This window comes from Streptomyces reniochalinae (genome assembly GCF_003323735.1).
GTDB classification, from domain to species: Bacteria; Actinomycetota; Actinomycetes; order Streptomycetales; family Streptomycetaceae; genus Streptomyces; species Streptomyces reniochalinae.
The window spans coordinates 204,007-222,295 of record NZ_QOIM01000028.1; the positions used below are offsets into that span (position 1 = coordinate 204,007).

Annotated in this window: 18 protein-coding genes; 7 read left to right on the forward strand and 11 right to left on the reverse strand. The window is 71.6% G+C overall.

Annotated features, from left to right (window positions below; translation table 11 throughout):
• Nucleotides 1-37 precede the first annotated feature (37 nt).
• The 3 genes from DQ392_RS10330 to ald form a co-directional block, all read right to left on the reverse strand.
• The gene (locus tag DQ392_RS10330) at nucleotides 38-1,345 is read right to left on the reverse strand and encodes an amino acid permease (RefSeq protein ID WP_114015333.1); all 1,308 of its coding nucleotides are present in this window, start codon (nucleotides 1,343-1,345) and stop codon (nucleotides 38-40) included.
• A 228-nt stretch (nucleotides 1,346-1,573) separates the two neighbouring features.
• Nucleotides 1,574-2,959 carry an aspartate aminotransferase family protein gene (locus DQ392_RS10335; RefSeq protein WP_220182610.1) on the reverse strand — a complete coding sequence of 462 codons (1,386 nt, stop codon included), beginning with the start codon at nucleotides 2,957-2,959 and terminating at the stop codon, nucleotides 1,574-1,576.
• A 40-nt stretch (nucleotides 2,960-2,999) separates the two neighbouring features.
• Nucleotides 3,000-4,115: an alanine dehydrogenase gene (gene ald / locus DQ392_RS10340; RefSeq protein ID WP_114015236.1), complete on the reverse strand. Its 1,116-nt coding sequence runs from the start codon at nucleotides 4,113-4,115 to the stop codon at nucleotides 3,000-3,002.
• 124 nt (nucleotides 4,116-4,239) lie between these two features.
• Between ald and pdxR the strand changes: the two genes are divergently transcribed.
• Nucleotides 4,240-5,709, forward strand: coding sequence for a MocR-like pyridoxine biosynthesis transcription factor PdxR (gene pdxR, locus DQ392_RS10345; protein ID WP_114015237.1), 1,470 nt, complete (start codon nucleotides 4,240-4,242; stop codon nucleotides 5,707-5,709).
• Between the two features lie 82 nt (nucleotides 5,710-5,791).
• On the opposite strand, the gene DQ392_RS10350 is transcribed toward pdxR, so the two are convergent.
• From DQ392_RS10350 to DQ392_RS10360, 3 genes are read right to left on the reverse strand one after another with little or no spacing between them, the layout of a single operon-like run.
• A complete protein-coding gene (locus DQ392_RS10350; RefSeq protein WP_114015238.1) occupies nucleotides 5,792-7,561 on the reverse strand; it encodes a cobaltochelatase CobT-related protein in 1,770 nt (589 codons plus the stop codon).
• Nucleotides 7,558-8,529: an AAA family ATPase gene (locus DQ392_RS10355; RefSeq protein ID WP_114015239.1), complete on the reverse strand. Its 972-nt coding sequence runs from the start codon at nucleotides 8,527-8,529 to the stop codon at nucleotides 7,558-7,560. Before DQ392_RS10355 ends, DQ392_RS10350 begins: the two co-directional genes overlap by 4 nt.
• Nucleotides 8,526-9,299, reverse strand: a complete 774-nt coding sequence (locus tag DQ392_RS10360; RefSeq protein WP_114015240.1) for an IclR family transcriptional regulator — start codon at nucleotides 9,297-9,299, stop codon at nucleotides 8,526-8,528. Before DQ392_RS10360 ends, DQ392_RS10355 begins: the two co-directional genes overlap by 4 nt.
• Nucleotides 9,300-9,590: 291 nt before the next feature.
• On the opposite strand from DQ392_RS10360, the gene xsc reads away from it, so the two are divergent.
• From xsc to DQ392_RS10375, 3 genes are all read left to right on the forward strand, one after another.
• Complete coding sequence (xsc, locus tag DQ392_RS10365) at nucleotides 9,591-11,363, forward strand: sulfoacetaldehyde acetyltransferase (RefSeq protein WP_114015241.1); 1,773 nt, start codon at nucleotides 9,591-9,593, stop codon at nucleotides 11,361-11,363.
• A gap of 195 nt (nucleotides 11,364-11,558) precedes the next feature.
• Nucleotides 11,559-12,608: a phosphate acyltransferase gene (locus tag DQ392_RS10370; RefSeq protein ID WP_114015242.1), complete on the forward strand. Its 1,050-nt coding sequence runs from the start codon at nucleotides 11,559-11,561 to the stop codon at nucleotides 12,606-12,608.
• Complete coding sequence (locus DQ392_RS10375) at nucleotides 12,605-13,297, forward strand: phosphonatase-like hydrolase (protein WP_114015243.1); 693 nt, start codon at nucleotides 12,605-12,607, stop codon at nucleotides 13,295-13,297. The genes DQ392_RS10370 and DQ392_RS10375 overlap by 4 nt, the downstream gene beginning before the upstream one ends.
• 82 nt (nucleotides 13,298-13,379) lie before the next feature.
• Here the strand turns inward: DQ392_RS10375 and DQ392_RS35135 are convergent, their stop codons facing one another.
• Nucleotides 13,380-13,904 (reverse strand): hypothetical protein, encoded by a 525-nt coding sequence (locus tag DQ392_RS35135; protein ID WP_245981317.1) that lies wholly within the window; start codon nucleotides 13,902-13,904, stop codon nucleotides 13,380-13,382.
• A gap of 15 nt (nucleotides 13,905-13,919) precedes the next feature.
• Between DQ392_RS35135 and DQ392_RS10385 the strand changes: the two genes are divergently transcribed.
• The 3 genes from DQ392_RS10385 to DQ392_RS10395 are packed head-to-tail and all read left to right on the forward strand — an operon-like array spanning nucleotide 13,920 to nucleotide 16,467.
• Nucleotides 13,920-14,591: an energy-coupling factor ABC transporter ATP-binding protein gene (locus tag DQ392_RS10385; protein WP_245981319.1), complete on the forward strand. Its 672-nt coding sequence runs from the start codon at nucleotides 13,920-13,922 to the stop codon at nucleotides 14,589-14,591.
• Complete coding sequence (locus DQ392_RS10390; RefSeq protein WP_114015245.1) at nucleotides 14,588-15,472, forward strand: energy-coupling factor ABC transporter ATP-binding protein; 885 nt, start codon at nucleotides 14,588-14,590, stop codon at nucleotides 15,470-15,472. Before DQ392_RS10385 ends, DQ392_RS10390 begins: the two co-directional genes overlap by 4 nt.
• 2 nt (nucleotides 15,473-15,474) lie before the next feature.
• Complete coding sequence (locus DQ392_RS10395; protein ID WP_114015246.1) at nucleotides 15,475-16,467, forward strand: NAD-dependent epimerase/dehydratase family protein; 993 nt, start codon at nucleotides 15,475-15,477, stop codon at nucleotides 16,465-16,467.
• A gap of 10 nt (nucleotides 16,468-16,477) precedes the next feature.
• Here DQ392_RS10395 and DQ392_RS10400 read toward each other — a convergent pair whose 3' ends face one another.
• From DQ392_RS10400 to DQ392_RS10410, 4 genes are all read right to left on the reverse strand, one after another.
• The gene (locus tag DQ392_RS10400) at nucleotides 16,478-16,822 is read right to left on the reverse strand and encodes a winged helix-turn-helix domain-containing protein (protein ID WP_114015247.1); all 345 of its coding nucleotides are present in this window, start codon (nucleotides 16,820-16,822) and stop codon (nucleotides 16,478-16,480) included.
• Entirely contained in the window at nucleotides 16,809-17,333 is a 525-nt protein-coding gene (locus DQ392_RS10405) for a hypothetical protein (protein WP_114015248.1), read from the reverse strand. Before DQ392_RS10405 ends, DQ392_RS10400 begins: the two co-directional genes overlap by 14 nt.
• Before the next feature lie 260 nt (nucleotides 17,334-17,593).
• On the reverse strand, nucleotides 17,594-17,878 hold the full coding sequence (locus DQ392_RS35140; protein WP_245981321.1) for a CoA transferase: 285 nt from the start codon (nucleotides 17,876-17,878) through the stop codon (nucleotides 17,594-17,596).
• Nucleotides 17,772-18,227, reverse strand: coding sequence for a CoA transferase (locus DQ392_RS10410; protein WP_245981323.1), 456 nt, complete (start codon nucleotides 18,225-18,227; stop codon nucleotides 17,772-17,774). The genes DQ392_RS35140 and DQ392_RS10410 overlap by 107 nt, the downstream gene beginning before the upstream one ends.
• Between the last annotated feature and the right edge of the window lie 62 nt (nucleotides 18,228-18,289).

Below are 18,289 nucleotides of genomic sequence, written 5' to 3' on the forward strand. Positions count from 1 at the left end.
GCCCCGGCTCACCGGCCCGGCACTCGGTCCTCGTGGGTCAGCTCCGCCCCCGGCGCCGGCGCACCGCGTAGGCGCCGAGCACCACCACCAGGGTCAGGGTGCTGGCGACGAAGTCCATACGGGTGTCGGGCAGGAAGGCCATCGCGAGGATCACGACGGCCATCGCGGCGACCGTGAACCAGCTCAGATACGGGTAGCCCCACATCTTCAGCGTCAGCGCACCCGGATCCTCGCGCTCCAGCCGTCGCCGCAGCCGGACCTGTGACAGGGCGACGAGCAGGTAGACGAAGAGCGCGACGGCACCGTAGGAGTGGACGATGAACGAGAAGACGGTGTCGGGGGAGACGTAGGCGAAGACCACCGAGACGTAGCCGAGGACGGTGGCCAGCAGGATCGCGCGGCGCGGTACCCCGTTGCCGCTGAGCCGGGTGAGGCCGCGCGGCGCGTCGCCGTTGCGGGTCAGCGCGAAGACGATGCGGGACGCGCTGTAGAGGCCCGCGTTCAGCGCCGACAGGACGGCGACGAGGATGATCAGGCGCATCACGTCGGCGGCGGCGGGTATCCCGATCTGCTGGAGCGCGGCCACGTAGGGCCCGTCGCCGATGCTCTTGGAGTTCCACGGCACGATCGCCACGATGAGGAAGATCGAGCCGACGTAGAAGAGCAGCACGCGCAGTACCACCGAGTGCGTGGCCCGGGCGACAGCGCGGCGCGGTTCCGTGGACTCGGCGGCGGCCAGCGCCGCGATCTCCGCACCGGTGAAGAAGCCGACGGCCGGGATCACCGAGGTGAGCGCGGGACCGAGGCCATGGGGAGCGAAGCCGCCGTGCTCGGTCAGGTTTCCCGCGTCGGCGTGGGCGCCGGGCCACAGGCCGACGACGAACGCCAGCCCTACGACGAGGAAAACGACGATCGCCGCGATCTTCAGCGAGGCGAACCAGTACTCGAACTCGCCGAAGGACTTGACCGAGAAGAGGTTGACCACCGTCAGCAGCACCATCAGACACAGGCTGATGATCCACAGGTCGATACCGGGCAGCCAGGCGTGGATGATCGTGGCTCCGGTGACGGCCTCCAGGGCGACGACGTTGACCCAGAAGTACCAGTAGAGCCAGCCGATGGTGAAGCCGCCCCAGGGGCCGAGGGCCAGCCGCGCGTACGCGTAGAAGGACCCCACCGCCGGGCGGGCCACCGCCATCTCGCCGAGCATGCGCATCACGAGAACGGCGAGCCCGCCCGCCAGCAGGAACGAGATGATGGAGACGGGTCCCGTCTCGCCGATGACGACACCGCTGCCGACGAACAGCCCGGCTCCGATCACGCCGCCCAGTGCGATCAGTGTCATGTGGCGCTGCTTGAGCCCGTTGTGCAGCCCCGCGCTCGTCTCCGTGGCCTCCGGCTGCCCGGGTTCCTCGGATCCGCCGGAGGCCGCGGGCCCGCCGTGAGCCCGGGCCCCACCGGGGTCCCCGGCCTGGCCGGGGGCCCCGGGACCGCCCGCGGGCGCCGGTTCAGGCACCCGCGGAGGCTCCGGTGTGGTTTCGGCCGTTCCGTCCTGTCGCACAGGGTGCCCCTCTCAGCCGTGGACGCTGCGCGCCACGTCGTCCACCATCACCGCGATGCCGGCCAGCAGTTCGCCGAGCACCTCGCGGTCGGCCACCAGGGGCGGCGAGACCATCAGCATCGTGGCGCCCCGGTCGTCGGGCCGCAGCACCACACCGGTCTTGCGGAACGCGGCGGGCAGCACCTCGCGCAGCACCCGCGCCGACTGCTCCTCGCTCAGCTCGGCGCCCGCGTCACGGTCGGCGGTGAACTCGATCGCGTAGAAGAATCCCATGCCGCGCACGTCCTTGACGACGCGGTGCCGCTGCTTGATCTCCTCGAGCCCCGCGCGGAGCTCGGGGCCGAGCGTGCGCACGTTGTCGAGCACGTGCTCGTCGCGCATGGCGGTGATGTTGGCGACCGCGACGGCGGTGGAGACCGGGTGCCCGCCCCACGTCGCGCCGTGGGTGAACGTGCCGCCGAGCGGCGAGTCGTACAGCGCCCGCACCAGTGGCTCGCGGGCGATCATCCCGCCGAGCGGCGCATACCCCGAGGTCGCGCCCTTGGCGAAGGTGATCATGTCGGGGACCGTTCCGAACGCTCCGCTGCCGAACCAGTGGCCCAGCCTGCCGAACGAGCAGATCACCTCGTCCGCGACGAGCAGCACCCCGTGCCGGTCGCATATCCTGCGCAGCTCCTGCCAGTAGCCGTCGGGCGGCACGAGTGCGCCGCGTCCGTTCTGCACCGGCTCGGCGAAGACCGCGGCCACCGTCTCAGGGCCCTCCTCGAGGATGGCCCGCTCGACGGCGCGGACGCACTCCAACGCGTCGGCGGGCCCTTGGTCCCCGGTGACGCCGAGGGTGTTGGGGACGTGCCGGACCCCCTCCAGCAGGGGCATGAACGGCTCACGGATCTTCGGCAGCCCGGTGACGGACAGGGCCCCCAGCGTCACACCGTGGTAGGCCATGCTGCGGCTGATGATCTTCGTACGTCCGGCCTGGCCCTGGCTCCTGTGGTACTGCCGCGCGAACTTGATCGCCGTCTCGACGGCCTCGGAACCCGAGTTGACGAACCAGGTCACGTCCAGGTCGCCCGGCGCCAGCTCGGCTATGAGGCTCGCGGCCTCCACGGACGGCGGGTGTGCGGCGCCCCAGTTGGTGGAGTACGCCATCGTCTCCATCTGTTCGGCGGCCGCCGCGACGATGTCGGAGCGGCTGTGGCCCATGTTCACGCAGAACAGGCCGGCCAGCCCGTCGAGGAACCGGCGTCCTTGCTCGTCGTAGAGGTGACAGCCCTCGCTGCGGACGAAGACGGGCAGTTCCTCGCCCTGCCACACGTCCCGCCGGGTGAAGTGCTGGCCCAGGTGCGCCTGTGCTTTGGCGCGGAGGCCGGTGCCGGTGCCGGTGGTGGTCACGGTCACGGTGAGCTCCTTACGATCTACGAAGGTGTGGGGTGCCCGGTCAGTGCAGGAGGGCAGCGGCGTCGGTGTACTCCAGGCCGTGCGCCTCGGCGACGGGCCGGTAGGTCACGCGGCCGTCCAGGACGTTGACGCCCCGCAGCACAGCGGAATCGGCCTGTGCGGCGCCGGCCAGACCGTTGCCCGCGATGGACAGGACGTAGGGCAGCGTGACGTTGGTCAGCGCGTAGGTGGAGGTGTTCGGCACGGCACCCGGCATGTTGGCCACGCAGTAGAAGAGCGAGTCGTGCACCGGGTAGACGGGATCGGTGTGCGTGGTGGGGTGGGAGTCCTGGAAACACCCGCCCTGGTCGACTGCGATGTCCACCAGCACGGAACCCGGGCGCATGCCCGAAACCATCTGGTTGGTGACCAGCTTGGGCGCCCGCGCGCCCGGTACCAGCACCGCCCCGATCACCAGGTCGGCGTCGGCGACGGCGGTCTGGAGCTCGTACGCGTTGGACGCGACGGTGGTGATCCGGCCCTGGTACATCCGGTCGGCGGCGCGCAGCTTGTCGACGTTCAGGTCGAGCAGGGTGACGTCGGCCCACATGCCGGTGGCCACGGCGACCGCGTTCATGCCCGAGACGCCCGCGCCGATGACGGTGACCTTCGCGGGCCGGGTACCGGAGACACCGCCCATCAGCACACCGCGTCCGCCGGCGGCCCGCATCAGGTGGTACGCGCCGACCTGGGGCGCGAGCCGCCCGGCCACCTCCGACATCGGGAAGAGCAGCGGCAGCGAGCCGTCACCGGGCTGCACCGTCTCGTAGGCGACACCCGTGATGCCCGAGGCGAGCATCGCCTCGGTGCACTCCAGGGAGGCGGCGAGGTGGAGGTAGGTGAAGAGGGTCTGGCCCGCCCGCATCCGCGGGTACTCCTCGGCCACCGGCTCCTTGACCTTGAGTACCAGCTCGGCCTCGCCCCACACCTCGTCGGCGGAGCGCAGCACGGTGGCACCCGCGGCCTTGTAGTCGGTGTCGGCGATGGACGATCCGGCGCCCGCCTCCTCCTCGACGTACACCGTGTGGCCCGCACGGGTCAGTTCGTGCACGCCCGAGGGGGTGATGGCAACGCGGTACTCGTGGTTCTTGACCTCTTTGGGGATGCCGATCCGCATAACGAACTCCCATCTGCGCAGCTCTGTCCAGCGGCTGCGATGGGGTTTAGATTGCGAGCCCGACTGGTCCGGCGAAAAGTGCCAGGACCGGCGACTCTGATGGGACCAGACAGCGGGAGACGGCATGCCACGCACGGTGATCGAGGTCGACCGGGAGTCGGACGAACCCCTGTACCGGCAGCTCCGCAAGGCGATCGAGCACGGCATAGGATCCGGCCTGGTGGACGCGGAAGGCCAGCTGCCCTCGTCCCGCGAACTCGCCCGTGAGCTGGGACTTTCCCGCAACACGGTGAACGCCGCCTACCAGGAACTGGTCGCCGAGGGGTTCGTCGAGAGCCGCGCCCGCCAGGGCCTGTTCGTCAACCGCGAGATGCGCCCGTACTGTGCCGTGGAACCCGCCACCGCCGTCCGGCACTACGACTGGTCGGCGCGGCTCGCCAACCTTCCCAGCCGCGCCGACCCACTGCCGCACATCGAGAAGCAGACCGACTGGGTCGGCTATCCGTACCCCTTCCTGGCCGGGCAGGTCGACTTCCGGGCCTTCCCCGCGCGCGCCTGGGCACGGGCGCTCAACGAAGCCCTGTACCACCCGCACGCCCAGTTCAGCCTCCAGGACAGCATCGCGGCCGACGATCCGCTGCTGGTGGAGACGTTGTGCACCCGGCTGCTGCCCGCCAGGGGAGTGCGCGCGGAGCCGGACGAGGTACTGGTCACCGTCGGCTCCCAACAGGGCCTCGACCTGCTGAGCCGGGCGTTGCTGGGCCGCGGCTGTGTGGTCGCGGTCGAGGACCCCGGCTACCTGGACGCCCGGCACATCTTCGCCCGCGCCGGCGCCGAGCTGCGCCCGCTGCCCGTCAACGCCTCAGGTCTCAGGCCCCCCGCCACTCTCGCCGGTGTCGACCTGCTGCACGTCACCCCGAGCCACCACCATCCGACCAACGTGACACTCAGCATCGGCCGCCGCCGCGAACTGCTCTCGGTCGCTCGAAAGTCGGGTACCGCGATCGTGGAGGACGACTACGACAGCGAGTTCCGCTACCAGGGCAGGCCCACGCCGGCCCTCAAGGGCCTGGACGAGACAGGGCAGGTCGTCTACCTGGGCACCTTCTCGAAGTTCCTCGCGCCAGGGCTGCGGCTCGGCTACCTGGTGGCCTCGCGTGAACTCGTAAGGGAACTGCGCGACATCCGGCGCTACTCGGTGCGGCACCCCTCCGGGCACACCCAGCGTGCGCTGGCCCTGTTCATCCGCTCAGGCGAGTACCACCGGGCCGTGCGGCGCTACCGCACGCGGCTGATGCGCAAGTGGGAGGCGGCCTGCGCAGCCGTCAACACGCACCTGCCCTGGCGCTCCGCGCCGCCGCCGGGCGGCGTCAGCCTCTGGATGACAGGGCCCGACGGCCTCGACGGGCGCCGTCTGGCACAGCTGGCCCAGCAGCGGGGGGTGCTGATCGAGCCCGGCGACCTCTACTTCCTGGGGGCGGATGCGCCACGCAACCACTTCCGCATCGGGCTGGCCGCGCCCCAGCTCGCCGCGATCGACCCGGGGGTCGCGATCCTGGGCGAGTTGGTGGAGGCCGCGACAGCGTACGAGTGAGGCCCCGGCTCGCCCGGTCGGCGCGGGCAGGCGCTCTGCGGTGTGCGCGCACGAACGGGCCGCATCGGCCGGGCCGGTGGCCTCACACCCGGCATGCGTCGGGCAGCAGCCGTGCGGAAACCGCCATCGGGGCGGCGGGATCCAGCACCGAGGTGCGGGACAGATACGGGCTCAGGTCGCCGCCCACCGTCAGCCCGCGCAGCTCCACCGCGCTCTCGGCCTCGATCCGTGCGGCCACCGACGCCAGATGGGAGTCGAGCAGGTGCGGCGGGTTCACCTGGGCCGTCGCCCCGTCCATCGGCCCGCCGTCCGAGACGAGGAACAGCAGCCGGCGCCCCTCGGGACGCCGCGCGGCACGGCCCGCGGCCCACTCCAGCGCCTCACCGTCCACACCCTCGCGGTACAGGTCCTGCTTGAGCAGCGCCGCGAGCGCGGGCCTGGCGCGGCGGTAGGGCACGTCGGCGTCCTTGACCACGAGGTGCAGCCGCTCGTTGAGCCTGCCCGGGCACGCGGGACGGCCCGCACGCAGCCAGTCCCGGTGGGCACGGCCGCCGTGCCACGCGGCCGTGGTGAATCCCAGTACCTCACACCTCACGCCGGCGAGGTCGAGAGCCCGCGCCCACACGTCGAGGAGCGCTGCGAGCTGCTCCCTGTGCTGCTTCATCGAACCCGAGCAGTCCAGCAGGAACGTCACCAGCGCCTCCGGCCGGTGCTCGGGCCGCCGGGTGCGGAAGACGCGCCGCTCACCGGGGGAGACCACCAGCCGGGCCAGCGCCCGCCCGTCGACCAGACCTTCCTCCTGGCCGCCCGCCCAGTCACCGGGTCCTGGCCGGGCCAGCCGCTCGCGCAGTTGCCTGGCCAGCCGCGCCGTGTGCGGGCGCGCCTCCTCGATCCGCTGGTCCAGGCGGGCGCGGAAGTCGCCGACAAGAGCGGGCCTCAGGAGGGTGTGGGCCGCGCGTTCCTGGTCGTAGGCGGTGGTGAAGACCCGGTAGCCCGGGCCGCTGTCCGTACCGCCCGGCGCGGCGCCCAAGCCCCCCGCCCTTCCCTCGCCGTCCTGCGCACCCTCCTCCTCCAGCAGCAGTGAGAAGCGCGGCTCCTTGCTGCTGCGCGGCCCCTTGCGTCCTGTGCCGCCTGGCTCGTCCTCGTTCAGCATCGCGGCGACGGTGCGGGCCACGGCCAGCGCGTGCGGCGCGTACGCGGCCTGGTCGGCGCGGTGCCGTCGCAGCGCGGCGAGGTGGGGGCCGAGCCGGGCGCCGAGAGCCGCGCGTGTCGCCTCGATCAGGTCCTCGGTCTCCGCCAGCACCGGCACCGCCAGCACCCGGGAGCGGCAGACCTCCAGCGTCGTGTGGAGCAGCAGGCCGCGTGCGGTCGCGGTCAGTCCCGAGCGGTGGAAGGCGCGCGCCCACCCGGTGTGGCGACGGCGCAGATTGCGCACCATGCCGGGGAACCGGGCGGGAACGAGGGACTCGGCGCGGTACTGCTCCAGCGTCTCGAACAGCAGCCGCTCCACCGGGTCCACCGGCCGCAGACCGGTGTGCAGCGCGGCATCGGAGCCGGCCAGCCGCAGGGCGAGTCCGTCCGCCACGCCCCGCAGCGCCGCACGGCCGTCCTCGGGGGAGGGGCGCAGATGCGGGGCGTGCGCGGGGACCGGCGTGCGGCCGTCGTGCAGCCGGTGGCCTCGGAACGTCAACCGCGGTGTGCCGCTCAGTGCCCGTACGGCCGCGGCGCACAGCTCCTCGGCGCTGGGCCCGGCCGTGCCGGCGCTGACGTGCCGGGAGGCGTCCTCGGCGGTGGGCGGCGAGGTGTCCCCGGCGGCGGGCTCAGACCCTTCCTTCGCGGCCGGTTCGGTCACGCCGCCTCCAGCTCGCGGTCGAAGCAGCGCTGGAAGAGCTCGGCGACGAGGGGGCGTTCCTCCTCGTCGCACTTGTTCAGGAACGAGAGCCGGAACGCGAGCGCCACGTCGTCGAACAGCTCGGTGTTCTCGGCCCAGCTGATGACCGTGCGGGGCGACATCAGGGTCGACAGGTCCCCCGCGCGGAAACCGGAACGGGTCAGGCCCGCGACCGCGACCATCGCCTCCACGAGCGCCGGGGCTCCGAGCCCGGGCACGCGGGCCCGCACGATGGCGGCCTCCTCGTGCGGGGACAGGTGGTCGAGGGTGGCGACGATGTTCCAGCGGTCCATCTGGGCGTGGTTGAGCCGCTGCGCACCGCGGTAGAGGCCGTACGGGTCGCCGAGGCCGACCGTGTTGGCGGTGGCGAAGAGGCGGAAGGACGGGTGCGGCTCCAGCACCCGGTTCTGGTCGAGGAGGGTGAACTTGCCGTCGCGCTCCAGCAGCCGCTGGATCACGAACATCACCTCGGGACGCCCCGCGTCGTACTCGTCCAGGACCAGGGCGACCGGCCGTTGCAGAGCCCAGGGGACGACCCCTTCCTGGAACGCGGTGACCTGCTTGCCGTCCCGCAGCGTGACCGTGTCCTTGCCCACGAGGTCGAGGCGGCTGAGGTGCCCGTCCAGGTTCACACGGACGCACGGCCAGTTGAGACGCGCCGCGACCTGCTCGATGTGGGTCGACTTCCCCGTGCCGTGCGGGCCCTGGAGCAGCACGCGACGGTTGTGTGTGAAGCCCGCGAGGAGCGCGCGGGTGACGTCCGGGTCGAAGCGGTAGGCGTCGTCGCGCTCCGGCACGTGAGCGGACGGCTCGCTGAACGCGGGGACCTCGAGGCCGGTGGGGAGACCGAAGACCTCCCGCGCGCTCAGCCGGGTATCGGGGCCCGTCACCTCGCGTCCCTCGGTCGCCTCCGGTGCCGTCTCGTTCATTCCTGTCCTCCTTCGTGCTCGACGCGGGCGACGGCCTCGGCCGCGCGCTGCAGCGCGGGCAGCAGGTGCAGCGCCTTGTCGGCGGTGAGCCGCATGACGGGTGCCTGGACGGCCACGCACTGGTTGGAGCGGCCGGCCGGGGAGGGGACCAGCACGGCCACGCAGACGAGACCGGGCAGGAACTCCTCGTCGTCCACCGCGAAACCGTCCCTGCGCACGCGGGCGAACTCCTCCTCCAGCGGCCCCGGCTCGGTCACGGTGTGCGGCGTGTACTGCTTCAGCGGCGCGTGTGAGAGGAGCTTCGCGCGCTGGCCCGGGCTCATCTGGGAGAGGATCATCTTGCCGCTCGCCGAGCAGTGCGCCGGGACGCGGGAGCCGGGGCGCAGATAGAAGCGCAGCGGCTCGGGGGTCTCGACGCGGTCGAGGTAGACGACCTCGTTGCCGGAGAGCGCGGTGACGTTGCAGCTCTCCCCGATCTCCTCCACCAGGTGGCGCAGCACCGCGTGCCGTGCGCCGTGGTGCGTGGCGTTGAGCAGCAGGTTCTCCGCGAGTCTGCGCAGCCGCGCGCCTGTGCCGTAGTGCCGCCCGTCGCTCTGCCGCACGAGGAGACCCGCCCCCTCCAACTGCTGGAGCATGCGGTGGAGCGTCGGCTTCGGCATGCCCGTCTCGTCCACCAGGTCCTGGAGGGTGACGAGCCGGTCCTTGGCGGCTATCAGCTCCAGCAGGGCGAACAGCCGGATGGTGGGCGTCTCGCCGTTGAGTGTGTCCATGTGCGCCTCCGGGCGGGTTCTGCGACGGCTCCCGCGGTCGACCTTCGGTTCCGGAAAACAAGCTAGCAGGTACCGAATTACGGAACGAATGGTTGACGCATCCGAGGACAGCTCCCTATCGTCCAGTGCGATCCCGGATTCAGGAACGCAACGTACCGATTTCTCGACTGTCGCGGCGAGTTGCCGTGTTCTCCCGGGGCCCGACCCCTCTGCCCCACGAGCGGACCGGACCGCTCACGCGTGCCGCCGGACCGCTCACGCGTGCCGCACTGGAAGTGAAGGAGCTGGACCATGAGCGAGCAACAGAAGATGACCCCCTCCGAAGCCTTCGTCGAGACACTGGCCGCCAACGGCGTGACCGATATCTTCGGCATCATGGGCTCGGCGTTCATGGACGCGATGGACATCTTCGCGCCCGCGGGCATACGTCTGGTCCCCGTCGTCCACGAGCAGGGCGCGGCGCACATGGCCGACGGATACGCCCGCGTCAGCGGCCGGCACGGCGTCGTCATCGGCCAGAACGGCCCGGGGATCAGCAACTGCGTCACCGCTGTGGCCGCCGCCTACTGGGCACACAGCCCCGTCGTGATGATCACGCCGGAAGCGGGCACCATGGGCATGGGCCTGGGCGGCTTCCAGGAAGCCCACCAGCTGCCCATGTTCCAGGAGTTCACCAAGTACCAGGCGCACGTCAACAACCCGCGCCGGATGGCTGAGTTCACCGCACGCGCCTTCGACCGCGCCATGTCCGAGATCGGCCCCACCCAGCTCAACATCCCCCGCGACCACTTCTACGGGGAGATCGAGACCGAGATCCCAGAGCCGATGCGCGTCGACCGGGGTGCCGGCGGCGAACGCAGCCTGAACGAGGCCGCCGAACTCCTGGCCACCGCCGAGTTCCCCGTCATCATCTCCGGCGGCGGTGTCGTCATGGCCGACGGCGTCGAGCAGTGCAAGGCACTCGCCGAACGGCTGGGCGCCCCCGTCGTCAACAGCTACCAGCACAACGACTCCTTCCCGGCGAGCCACCCCCAGTGGTGCGGCCCGCTCGGCTACCAGGGCTCCAAGGCCGCGATGAAGCTCATCTCCCGGGCCGACGTCGTGGTGGCCCTCGGCACCCGGCTCGGCCCCTTCGGCACCCTGCCGCAGCACGGCATGGACTACTGGCCCAAGAACGCGAAGATCATCCAGATCGACGCCGACCACACGATGCTCGGCCTGGTCAAGAAGATCACCGTGGGCATCTGCGGCGACGCCGCCGACGCCGCCGAGGCCCTGACGCGGCGCCTGGCGGGCAAGACCCTCGCCTGCGACGCCACACGCGAGCGCCGCGCCGCCGAGACCGCCGAGGAGAAGGCGGCCTGGGAGACAGAGCTGAGCGAGTGGACCCACGAACGCGACCCCTACAGCCTCGACATGATCGCCGAACAGGACGCGGAGGAGGGCGACTGGCTGCACCCCAGGCAGGTGCTCCGCGAACTGGAGAAGGCCATGCCCGAGCGGGTCATGGTCTCCACGGACATCGGCAACATCAACTCGGTCGCCCACAGCTACCTGCGGTTCGAGGAACCCCGCAGCTTCTTCGCCCCGATGAGCTTCGGCAACTGCGGCTACGCGCTGCCCACCATCATCGGCGCCAAGGCCGCGGCCATGGACCGGCCCGCCATCGCCTACGCGGGTGACGGCGCCTGGGGCATGAGCATGGGCGAGATCATGACGGCTGTCCGCCACGACATCCCCGTCACCGCCGTCGTCTTCCACAACCGCCAGTGGGGCGCGGAGAAGAAGAACCAGGTCGACTTCTACGACAGGCGCTTCGTCGCCGGCGAGCTGGAGAGCGAGAGCTTCGCGGGCATCGGCCAGGCCATGGGCGCCGACGGCATCGTCGTCGACAAGCTGGAGGACGTCGGCCCCGCGCTGCGGCGTGCCGTGGACCGGCAGATGAACGAGGGCAGGACGACGGTCCTCGAGATCATGTGCACCCGGGAGCTGGGCGACCCCTTCCGCCGCGACGCGCTCCAAAAGCCCGTCCGCTTCCTGGAGAAGTACCAGGACTACGTGTAGGAGCCGGCCCGTATCCGGCCGGCCGGGGCCCGAGGCCCCCGGCCGGTGCCCGCCCTGCCCGCCCGGGGCGGGCACCGGCCGGGGCGGGCAGGGCGGGGAAGGGCGGGCACCACCCTCACCGGGCCCTCCCTTCCCCGGCCCACGGCCACCCCTCCCCGGAGCACTGATGCCCGTCACCACCCACCGGGAGCGCTCATGCTCGTCGAACCGCACGATCCCCTCCCGTTTCCCGGCGCCGCCGGGCCCGCCGTCAGGCGGCTGACACAGAGGTGGGCGACGCAGCTCGAAGGCGCCGCGCGCAGACCCCGCGTGGCGCTCGTCGAGGGAACGGACCCGCGAGTCCTGTGGGCAGCGGCCCGCCTCGCCCAGGAGCAGGCCGTCACACCCGTCCTCGTCGCAGAAGATCCGGCCGCCGTCCGGGACCGCGCCGCCGACCTCGGCCTCAAGCTGCCCGAGGACCCCACGCGGCTGGAGATCCTGCGACCCTCCCGCTACACCGACACCCTCGCGGCGCTGCTCGAGGAAAGGCCGCGCCTCGCCGCCCAGGTCCTCGACGACCCCCTCTTCCTCACCGCCGCCGCGCTGCGCCGCAACGACGTGGACGTGTGCGTGGCGGGCAGCAACCGCCCCACAGCCGACGTGCTGCGCGCCGGACTGCGCGTCGTCGGCCTGGCGCCCGGCATCCGCACCCTCTCCAGCAGTTTCCTGATGCTGCGGCCCGACGGCGACGCACTCACCTACGCGGACTGCGCCGTCGTCGTGGACCCGGACGCCGGGCAGCTCGCCGACATCGCCCGCGCCGCGGCCGCCACGCACCGCACCCTCACCGGCGACGAGGCGAGGGCCGCGCTGCTGTCCTTCTCCACACGTGGCAGCGCGGCACACCCGCGCGTCGACGTGGTGCGGGAAGCCCTGTCGGTGCTGCGCGCGGCCGCCCCGGAGCTGCCCGTCGACGGCGACCTCCAGTACGACGCGGCCGCCGACCCCGACGTCGGCGCGGCCAAAGCACCCGGCTCGCCCGTCGCAGGGCGCGCGAACACCTTCGTCTTCCCCTCCCTCGAAGCGGGCAACATCGGCTACAAGGTCGCCCAGCGCGTCGGCGGCTGTGCCGCGATCGGCCCGTTCCTCCAAGGGCTCGCCGCACCCCTGCACGACCTCTCGCGCGGGTGCACCGGATCGGACATCGCCGCCCTCGCCCTCGCCGGCGGCGTGCAGGCCCTCACCACCGCGCAGGAGACACCATGACCACCCTCAGCCTCGCCGTGCTCGACCTCGCCGGTACGACGGTGTCGGACGACGGAATCGTCGAGGACGCCTTCCTCCACGCGCTCTCCCGCGAAGGCGTACACCAAGGCGGCCCCCGCCACGACGCCATGATGCGCTACGTCCGCGACACCATGGGGGAGTCCAAGGTCTCCGTCTTCCGGCACCTCTTCGACGGTGACGAGGACACCGCCCAACGGGCCAACACCGCCTTCGAGGAAGCGTACGCGCAGATGGTCGCGTCGGGCCGCTGCTCCGCGCTGCCGGGCGCGCGGCAGGCCATCGAGTCGCTCAGGGCACACGGTTGCGCCGTCGTCCTCAACACCGGCTTCTCGCCCCGCACCCGCGACGATCTCCTCGCCTCCCTCGGCTGGAGCGATCTCGCCGACGCGGTGCTGTCTCCCGCCGACGCGGGCCGTGGCAGGCCCTACCCCGACATGGTGCTGACGGCGCTGCTGCGCACGGGAGCCCCTTCGGTGGACTCCGTCGGGGTCGTCGGAGACACCCCCTACGACATGCGAGCCGGCCGCGCCGCCGGAGCAGGACTGGTGGCGGGTGTGCTGACGGGCGGGCACAGCGCGCAGTCCCTGCGCGCCGCGGGCGCCGACCAGGTGCTCGACTCGGTGGCCGCACTGCCCGCGCTGATCGACGCGACCGCCCGTGCCGCCTGACGCGCGCCGGCCCTGACGCGCGGTCGCCGCCGAGCGGGCGCGGGCACCGCGCCCACCGTGCGGGTACGGGGCGAGGTGAGTGTCAGGGCCGGTCCTTCGCACTGCCGTCCTGAGCCAGCGGATCAACGGACTGCGGCAGCCACTGGGAGGCGGGGTGGACGGTGCGCCAGTGGCGGGCGATGTCCACACGGCGTGTCACCCACACGTCGGGGTGCTGGGCCACCAGGTCCAGGAACCGCCGCAGGTCGGCGGCGCGGCCTGGCCGTCCGCTGATCCTCAGGTGCAGACCGACACTCATCATGCGGGGACGCTCCGCGCCCTCCTCCAGAAGGAGTTCGAGGGCGCGCGTGAGATACGCGGAGAAGGACTCGGACTGGAAACCGTAGGTATTGACGTACCGCCCGTCGTTGTTGTCGAGGGTGTACGGGACGACGAGCTGCGCGGTGCCGTCGACGTCGACCCAGTACGGCAGGTCGTCGCTGAAGGAGTCCGAGTCATAGAGGAAACCTCCGTGCTCGACGATCAGGCGGCGGGTGTTCTCGCTGTTGCGCCCCGTGTACCAGCCGAGGGGCGGCCGGCCGCACACCTCGGTGTCATACCCCGGCACGAGGACGGCGCCGCCATGCGCGGTGACATCGCCGTCTTCTCACGTCCGCTGACCGACTTCGCGGGCCTGTCCGACATCACGGAGACCATCGGCCTCGTCATGCAGGACCCTGAGGTGCAACTGGTCAACACCGTGGTGCGGGAGGAGTTGGTCTGGGGCATGGAGAACCGGGGCGTCCCGGTACCGCAGATCGAACGGCGCCTGCGCCGGGCCGCCGAACTCTTCGGCATCGGCGACCTCCTCGACAGGTTCACGCACGCGCTCTCCGGCGGGGAGAAGCAACGCGTCGTCGTCGCCTCGGTCTTCTGCCTCAACCCGCGGATCATGCTGCTCGACGAACCCACCTCGGAGCTCGACCCCGCCGGCACCGAAGGCGTCATGAACGCCATCCGCGTGCTCGCCGACGAGGGTGTCACCGTCCTCGTCGTCGAGCACAAGGTCGAGGAGCTCGCCGTGTACGCCGACCGCCTCATCGCCATGCGCCAGGGCCGGATCGAGGCGGCCGGCACCCCGCGCGAGGTCCTCATGGGCACCGCCGCCCCCGACAGGCCCCAGGTACTGGACATCGCCCTGCGGCTGAGGGAACTGGGTCACTGGGACACCGAGCTGCCCCTGTCCGTCCCCGCGGCCGTAACGGCCTGGGAAGCGATGACGAACGCCCCGCACAGCGACAGGAACCGCACATGAGCCACCCGGACGCCGTCATCGAGGTCGCCGACGTAGAGCACACCTACAAAGGGAACACCAAGGCCCTGGCAGGGGTGGACCTGACCATCGGCCGTGGCGAGTTCGTCGCGATCATCGGCAAGAACGGCTCAGGCAAGACCACTTTGGCCAAACACTTCAACGGCTTGCTCCGGCCGACCAACTCCGGCGGTGCCGTCCGCCTGCACACGGGGGACGGCAGGACCATCGACACGCGCGGCTCGCGGCTGCACCACCTCGCCGCGACCGTCGGATACGTCTTCCAGAACCCCGACCGGCAGATCTTCCACGACACCTGCCGAGAGGAACTCCAATTCGGTCCGCGCAACCTCGGCGCCGACCCGGCCGCGCTCGTGCACCAGGTGTCCGAGACCCTGGAACTGGTCGGGTTGGAGGGGCGCGCGGAAGTCAACCCGATCCACCTCTCGCGCGGCGAGCGCCAACGCCTCGCCATCGCTTCGACCCTGGTCATGGGGTGTGACGTCGTCGTCGTCGACGAACCCACCACGGGCCAGGACCGGGCCGAGTCACGCAAGATCCTCGACTCGCTCGCCCACCACCACGCCCAGGGCCGCACGGTCGTCATCATCTCCCACGACATGGCGCTGGTCGCCGAGTACGCCACCCGCGTCATCGCGATGCGCCAGGGACACGTCCTCGCCGACGGGACACCGGCCGAGGTCTTCTCGCAACGCGAAGTGCTCCAGGAGACCAACATCCGGCCACCGCAGGCCGCCGTACTCGCGGCCGAGATCGGTCTGCCCGGTGCCCTGACGGTCGACCAGGCCGTCCGTTCCATGCGCGACGCACTGCTGCCCGCGGGCTCCCGCACCACTGTCTCCCAGATCGGCGAGGTCGAGTGAACATGCACTATCTGGTCACCGGAGCCCGGGGCTTCGTCATGAGCGTCCTGGTCAAGGAACTGCTCACCGCCGACCCCGACGCCTTCGTCACCGCACTGGACCTGCACGAGGCCGACGACGTCCTCACCCGGCACCTCGGCGGGTACGCGGAGCGCGTGAGCTATGTGCGCACAGACGTCACCGACAGTGCGGCGGTGACGGACACGGTCGCGGCCGGCGCACCCGACGTGATCGTCCACGGTGCCACCGTCACGCACGACGCGCAGACCGAGCGCCGCGATCCCGAGCGCTTCGTCCGCGTGAACATCACCGGTACGACGCACATCCTCGACGCCGCGCGGCGCACCGGCACCGTGCGGCGCGTGCTCCTCGTCAGCAGCGGTGCCGTCTATGGGAGCTGCCCGCAGCGGCTGCTCACCGAGGAGACGCCACCGGCACCCGACGAGATGTACGGCGTCACCAAGGTGGCCGGCGAACTCGTCGCGCAACGGTTCAGCGAGTTGTACGGGCTCCAGGTGCCCGTCGCGCGCCTGACCAAGATGTTCGGCCCCATGGAGCGGCCGAGCTCCGGCCGCGCGGTCATGTCCCTGCCGTATCATCTCGCGGCGGCAGCGGTACGCGGCCGTAAGGTCGCGTTGACGGAACGGACCCTCGAGGCGGGTGGCGACTGGCTCAGCGCCACCCACGCCGCCCGGGCTCTGAGCCGGCTCGCCGGGGAAGAGGGCGAAGGCAGCCGGACCTACAACCTCTCCAGCGGCACCCGCACGACCGTCGCCGACCTCCTGGCGCTCTTCGGCGTCGAGGCCCGCACGGTCCCCGCCGAGCACGCCGACGCCGACATGGACCCCACCGCCGAGTTCGGCAAGAACGGTGTCTACGCGGCCGACCGCGCCCGGGACGAGCTGTCGTGGAAACCCGCTGCCCTCGCAGAGCAGGCCGACGAGTACCTGGCGTGGGCGAGGCAGCACCCCGACGTCTTCGCCGACGACCGGTGACGGCGGCCCCTCAACCGTGGCCCAGTGGCCTCTCGTCCTTCGCCTGGTAGGTGCCCGCAGCCCGCCGGGAGTCTTCGACGACCCGCTGGAGCGCCGCGAGGTGGGTCTCCAGCGCGGCCCGCCCCTCTTCGCTCAGATTCAGCCAGGTGCGGGGGCGCTTCCCGACGTAGCCCTTGTCGACGTCGACGTAGCCGTGGTTGCCGAGCGTGGTGATCTGCTTGGAGAGGGCGGAGGCCGACAGGCCCACCGATTCCCGGACCCAGGCGAACTCGGCCCACTGGAGACCGGAGAGCAGCGAGACGATCGACAGCCGCGTCGGGTCGAGGAGCACGGGGTCGAAGTCAGCGGGAGCCATGAACCCAGCCCACACCGTTCCCTTCGGTCCTGCCCCGGCGGGCGAAGGAGAGCAGCGCCTGCTCGGCCCGGTGACCGAAGACGATCAGGAAGCCGCCGAGCAGCGCGCCCGCAACCGTCCGCCAGTAGGGCAGGGGCAGGTCCGGGCGCGGGAGGAAGGCGGCCGCGATGCCGGCCGCCAGGAGCACCAGCAGGACCACTCGCGTAACGGTGGCGAACCGCGGTGAGATCTCCGCCCTGCGCAGCCGCGTGGGCCGGCCCAGCAGCGCCGAGCCGCGCCGCGTGTTGAGCATGACCGCGTAGGTCACGGACAGCACAGCGAGGAGCGGGGAGGTCCACTGCGTCGCCTCGGAGCCGAAGAAGTCCGGCGCCGCGAGGCACACGAACAGCCCGGTCCCGAACACCACCGCGACCCACCGGGATTCCCGCACCGAGGAGAAGACCTGGTCCTTGCGGTGCTCGGCCTCCTCCAGCGCGCGGGCAGCCTCGGCGGGGGTAGGACGGTCTGTCATCGGGAGCCTCCCAAACTTTCCCGGGCGGAATCACTTTCCTGACAGGAAAGTAGTTGCCTCGCGGAGAGAGGTCAAGGGGCGAGGGTGCCCCGCGGCCCGGGCGCGGGGTCCGGTGACCGCACCGGGCGGCTCGCGGAGACCGCGGACGTCCGCGGCCGGCTGGGCGGCGCGGCCTGGCCGGCGTGCGCCTCATCCGCGACGACACCGTCTCGACCTGGTGCGGACCGGCGCCGGCATGGGCGTGAGGGCCGACCTCGAGGTCACCTGAAGGCGACGTGGCCTGCCGGTGCGGAAGCCGCCCAGTTCGGCCAGGGCCCGCGCCTCACGGCGTGTGCCGGGCGGGGCTTCGTCCGGGGGCTCCCGGCCTGGGGCACAATCGGCAGGTGTCCGTGACCGTGTCCGGCCTCCTGGCCGAGTCCGCTCTGGGGCTGCGCGCCCTCACCAGTCACTGCCGGGCCGTCGACCGGCCGATCCGGTGTGCCGGTCGCCGCCATGAGCCCGGACATCGCCTGCACGATCAGGTCGTAGGCGGGGTACTCGCGCATCGGGCCCGTCTGACCGAAACCGGAGATGCTCGCGTAGACCAGACGCGGGGTTGGCGGCGCCGAGCGCGGCGTGGTCGATGCCGAGACGCCGGGTGACACCCGGGCGGAAGTTCTCCACCAGGACGTCGGCCTTCTTCAGGTCGAGGACGATACTGCGCTCCCCGCGGTTGAGCTGGGCGAAGTACACGCTCTCCCCGTCCCTGAAAGGGCCCAGGCGGCGGGCGTCGTCGCCGCCTGGCGGCTCGACCTTCACCACGTCGGCGCCCCGGTCGGCCAGCAGCGCTGTGCAGTACGGGCCGGCCAGGACTCGGCTGAGGTCGAGGACACGCAGTCCGGTGAAGACGTTCATCAGGTGGCCTTTCGGTCCGGGGGAGGAGCCGCGAGGCGGCGGCAGAGGGAACGTACGGACGC

Excerpts from the sequence above, each read along its gene's own strand:
- DQ392_RS10395 (WP_114015246.1), top strand. The coding sequence starts at position 15,475 with ATGCACTATCTGGTCACCGGAGCCCGGGGCTTCGTCATGAGCGTCCTG.
- DQ392_RS10410 (WP_245981323.1), bottom strand. The coding sequence starts at position 18,227 with ATGAACGTCTTCACCGGACTGCGTGTCCTCGACCTCAGCCGAGTCCTG.
- DQ392_RS10355 (WP_114015239.1), bottom strand. The coding sequence starts at position 8,529 with ATGAACGAGACGGCACCGGAGGCGACCGAGGGACGCGAGGTGACGGGC.
- DQ392_RS10370 (WP_114015242.1), top strand. The coding sequence starts at position 11,559 with ATGCTCGTCGAACCGCACGATCCCCTCCCGTTTCCCGGCGCCGCCGGG.
- pdxR (WP_114015237.1), top strand. The coding sequence starts at position 4,240 with ATGCCACGCACGGTGATCGAGGTCGACCGGGAGTCGGACGAACCCCTG.
- DQ392_RS35140 (WP_245981321.1), bottom strand. The coding sequence starts at position 17,878 with ATGCGCGAGTACCCCGCCTACGACCTGATCGTGCAGGCGATGTCCGGG.
- DQ392_RS10405 (WP_114015248.1), bottom strand. The coding sequence starts at position 17,333 with ATGACAGACCGTCCTACCCCCGCCGAGGCTGCCCGCGCGCTGGAGGAG.
- ald (WP_114015236.1), bottom strand. The coding sequence starts at position 4,115 with ATGCGGATCGGCATCCCCAAAGAGGTCAAGAACCACGAGTACCGCGTT.
- DQ392_RS10330 (WP_114015333.1), bottom strand. The coding sequence starts at position 1,345 with ATGACACTGATCGCACTGGGCGGCGTGATCGGAGCCGGGCTGTTCGTC.
- DQ392_RS10400 (WP_114015247.1), bottom strand. The coding sequence starts at position 16,822 with ATGGCTCCCGCTGACTTCGACCCCGTGCTCCTCGACCCGACGCGGCTG.
- DQ392_RS10390 (WP_114015245.1), top strand. The coding sequence starts at position 14,588 with ATGAGCCACCCGGACGCCGTCATCGAGGTCGCCGACGTAGAGCACACC.
- DQ392_RS10360 (WP_114015240.1), bottom strand. The coding sequence starts at position 9,299 with ATGGACACACTCAACGGCGAGACGCCCACCATCCGGCTGTTCGCCCTG.
- xsc (WP_114015241.1), top strand. The coding sequence starts at position 9,591 with ATGAGCGAGCAACAGAAGATGACCCCCTCCGAAGCCTTCGTCGAGACA.
- DQ392_RS10385 (WP_245981319.1), top strand. The coding sequence starts at position 13,920 with ATGCGCGGTGACATCGCCGTCTTCTCACGTCCGCTGACCGACTTCGCG.
- DQ392_RS10375 (WP_114015243.1), top strand. The coding sequence starts at position 12,605 with ATGACCACCCTCAGCCTCGCCGTGCTCGACCTCGCCGGTACGACGGTG.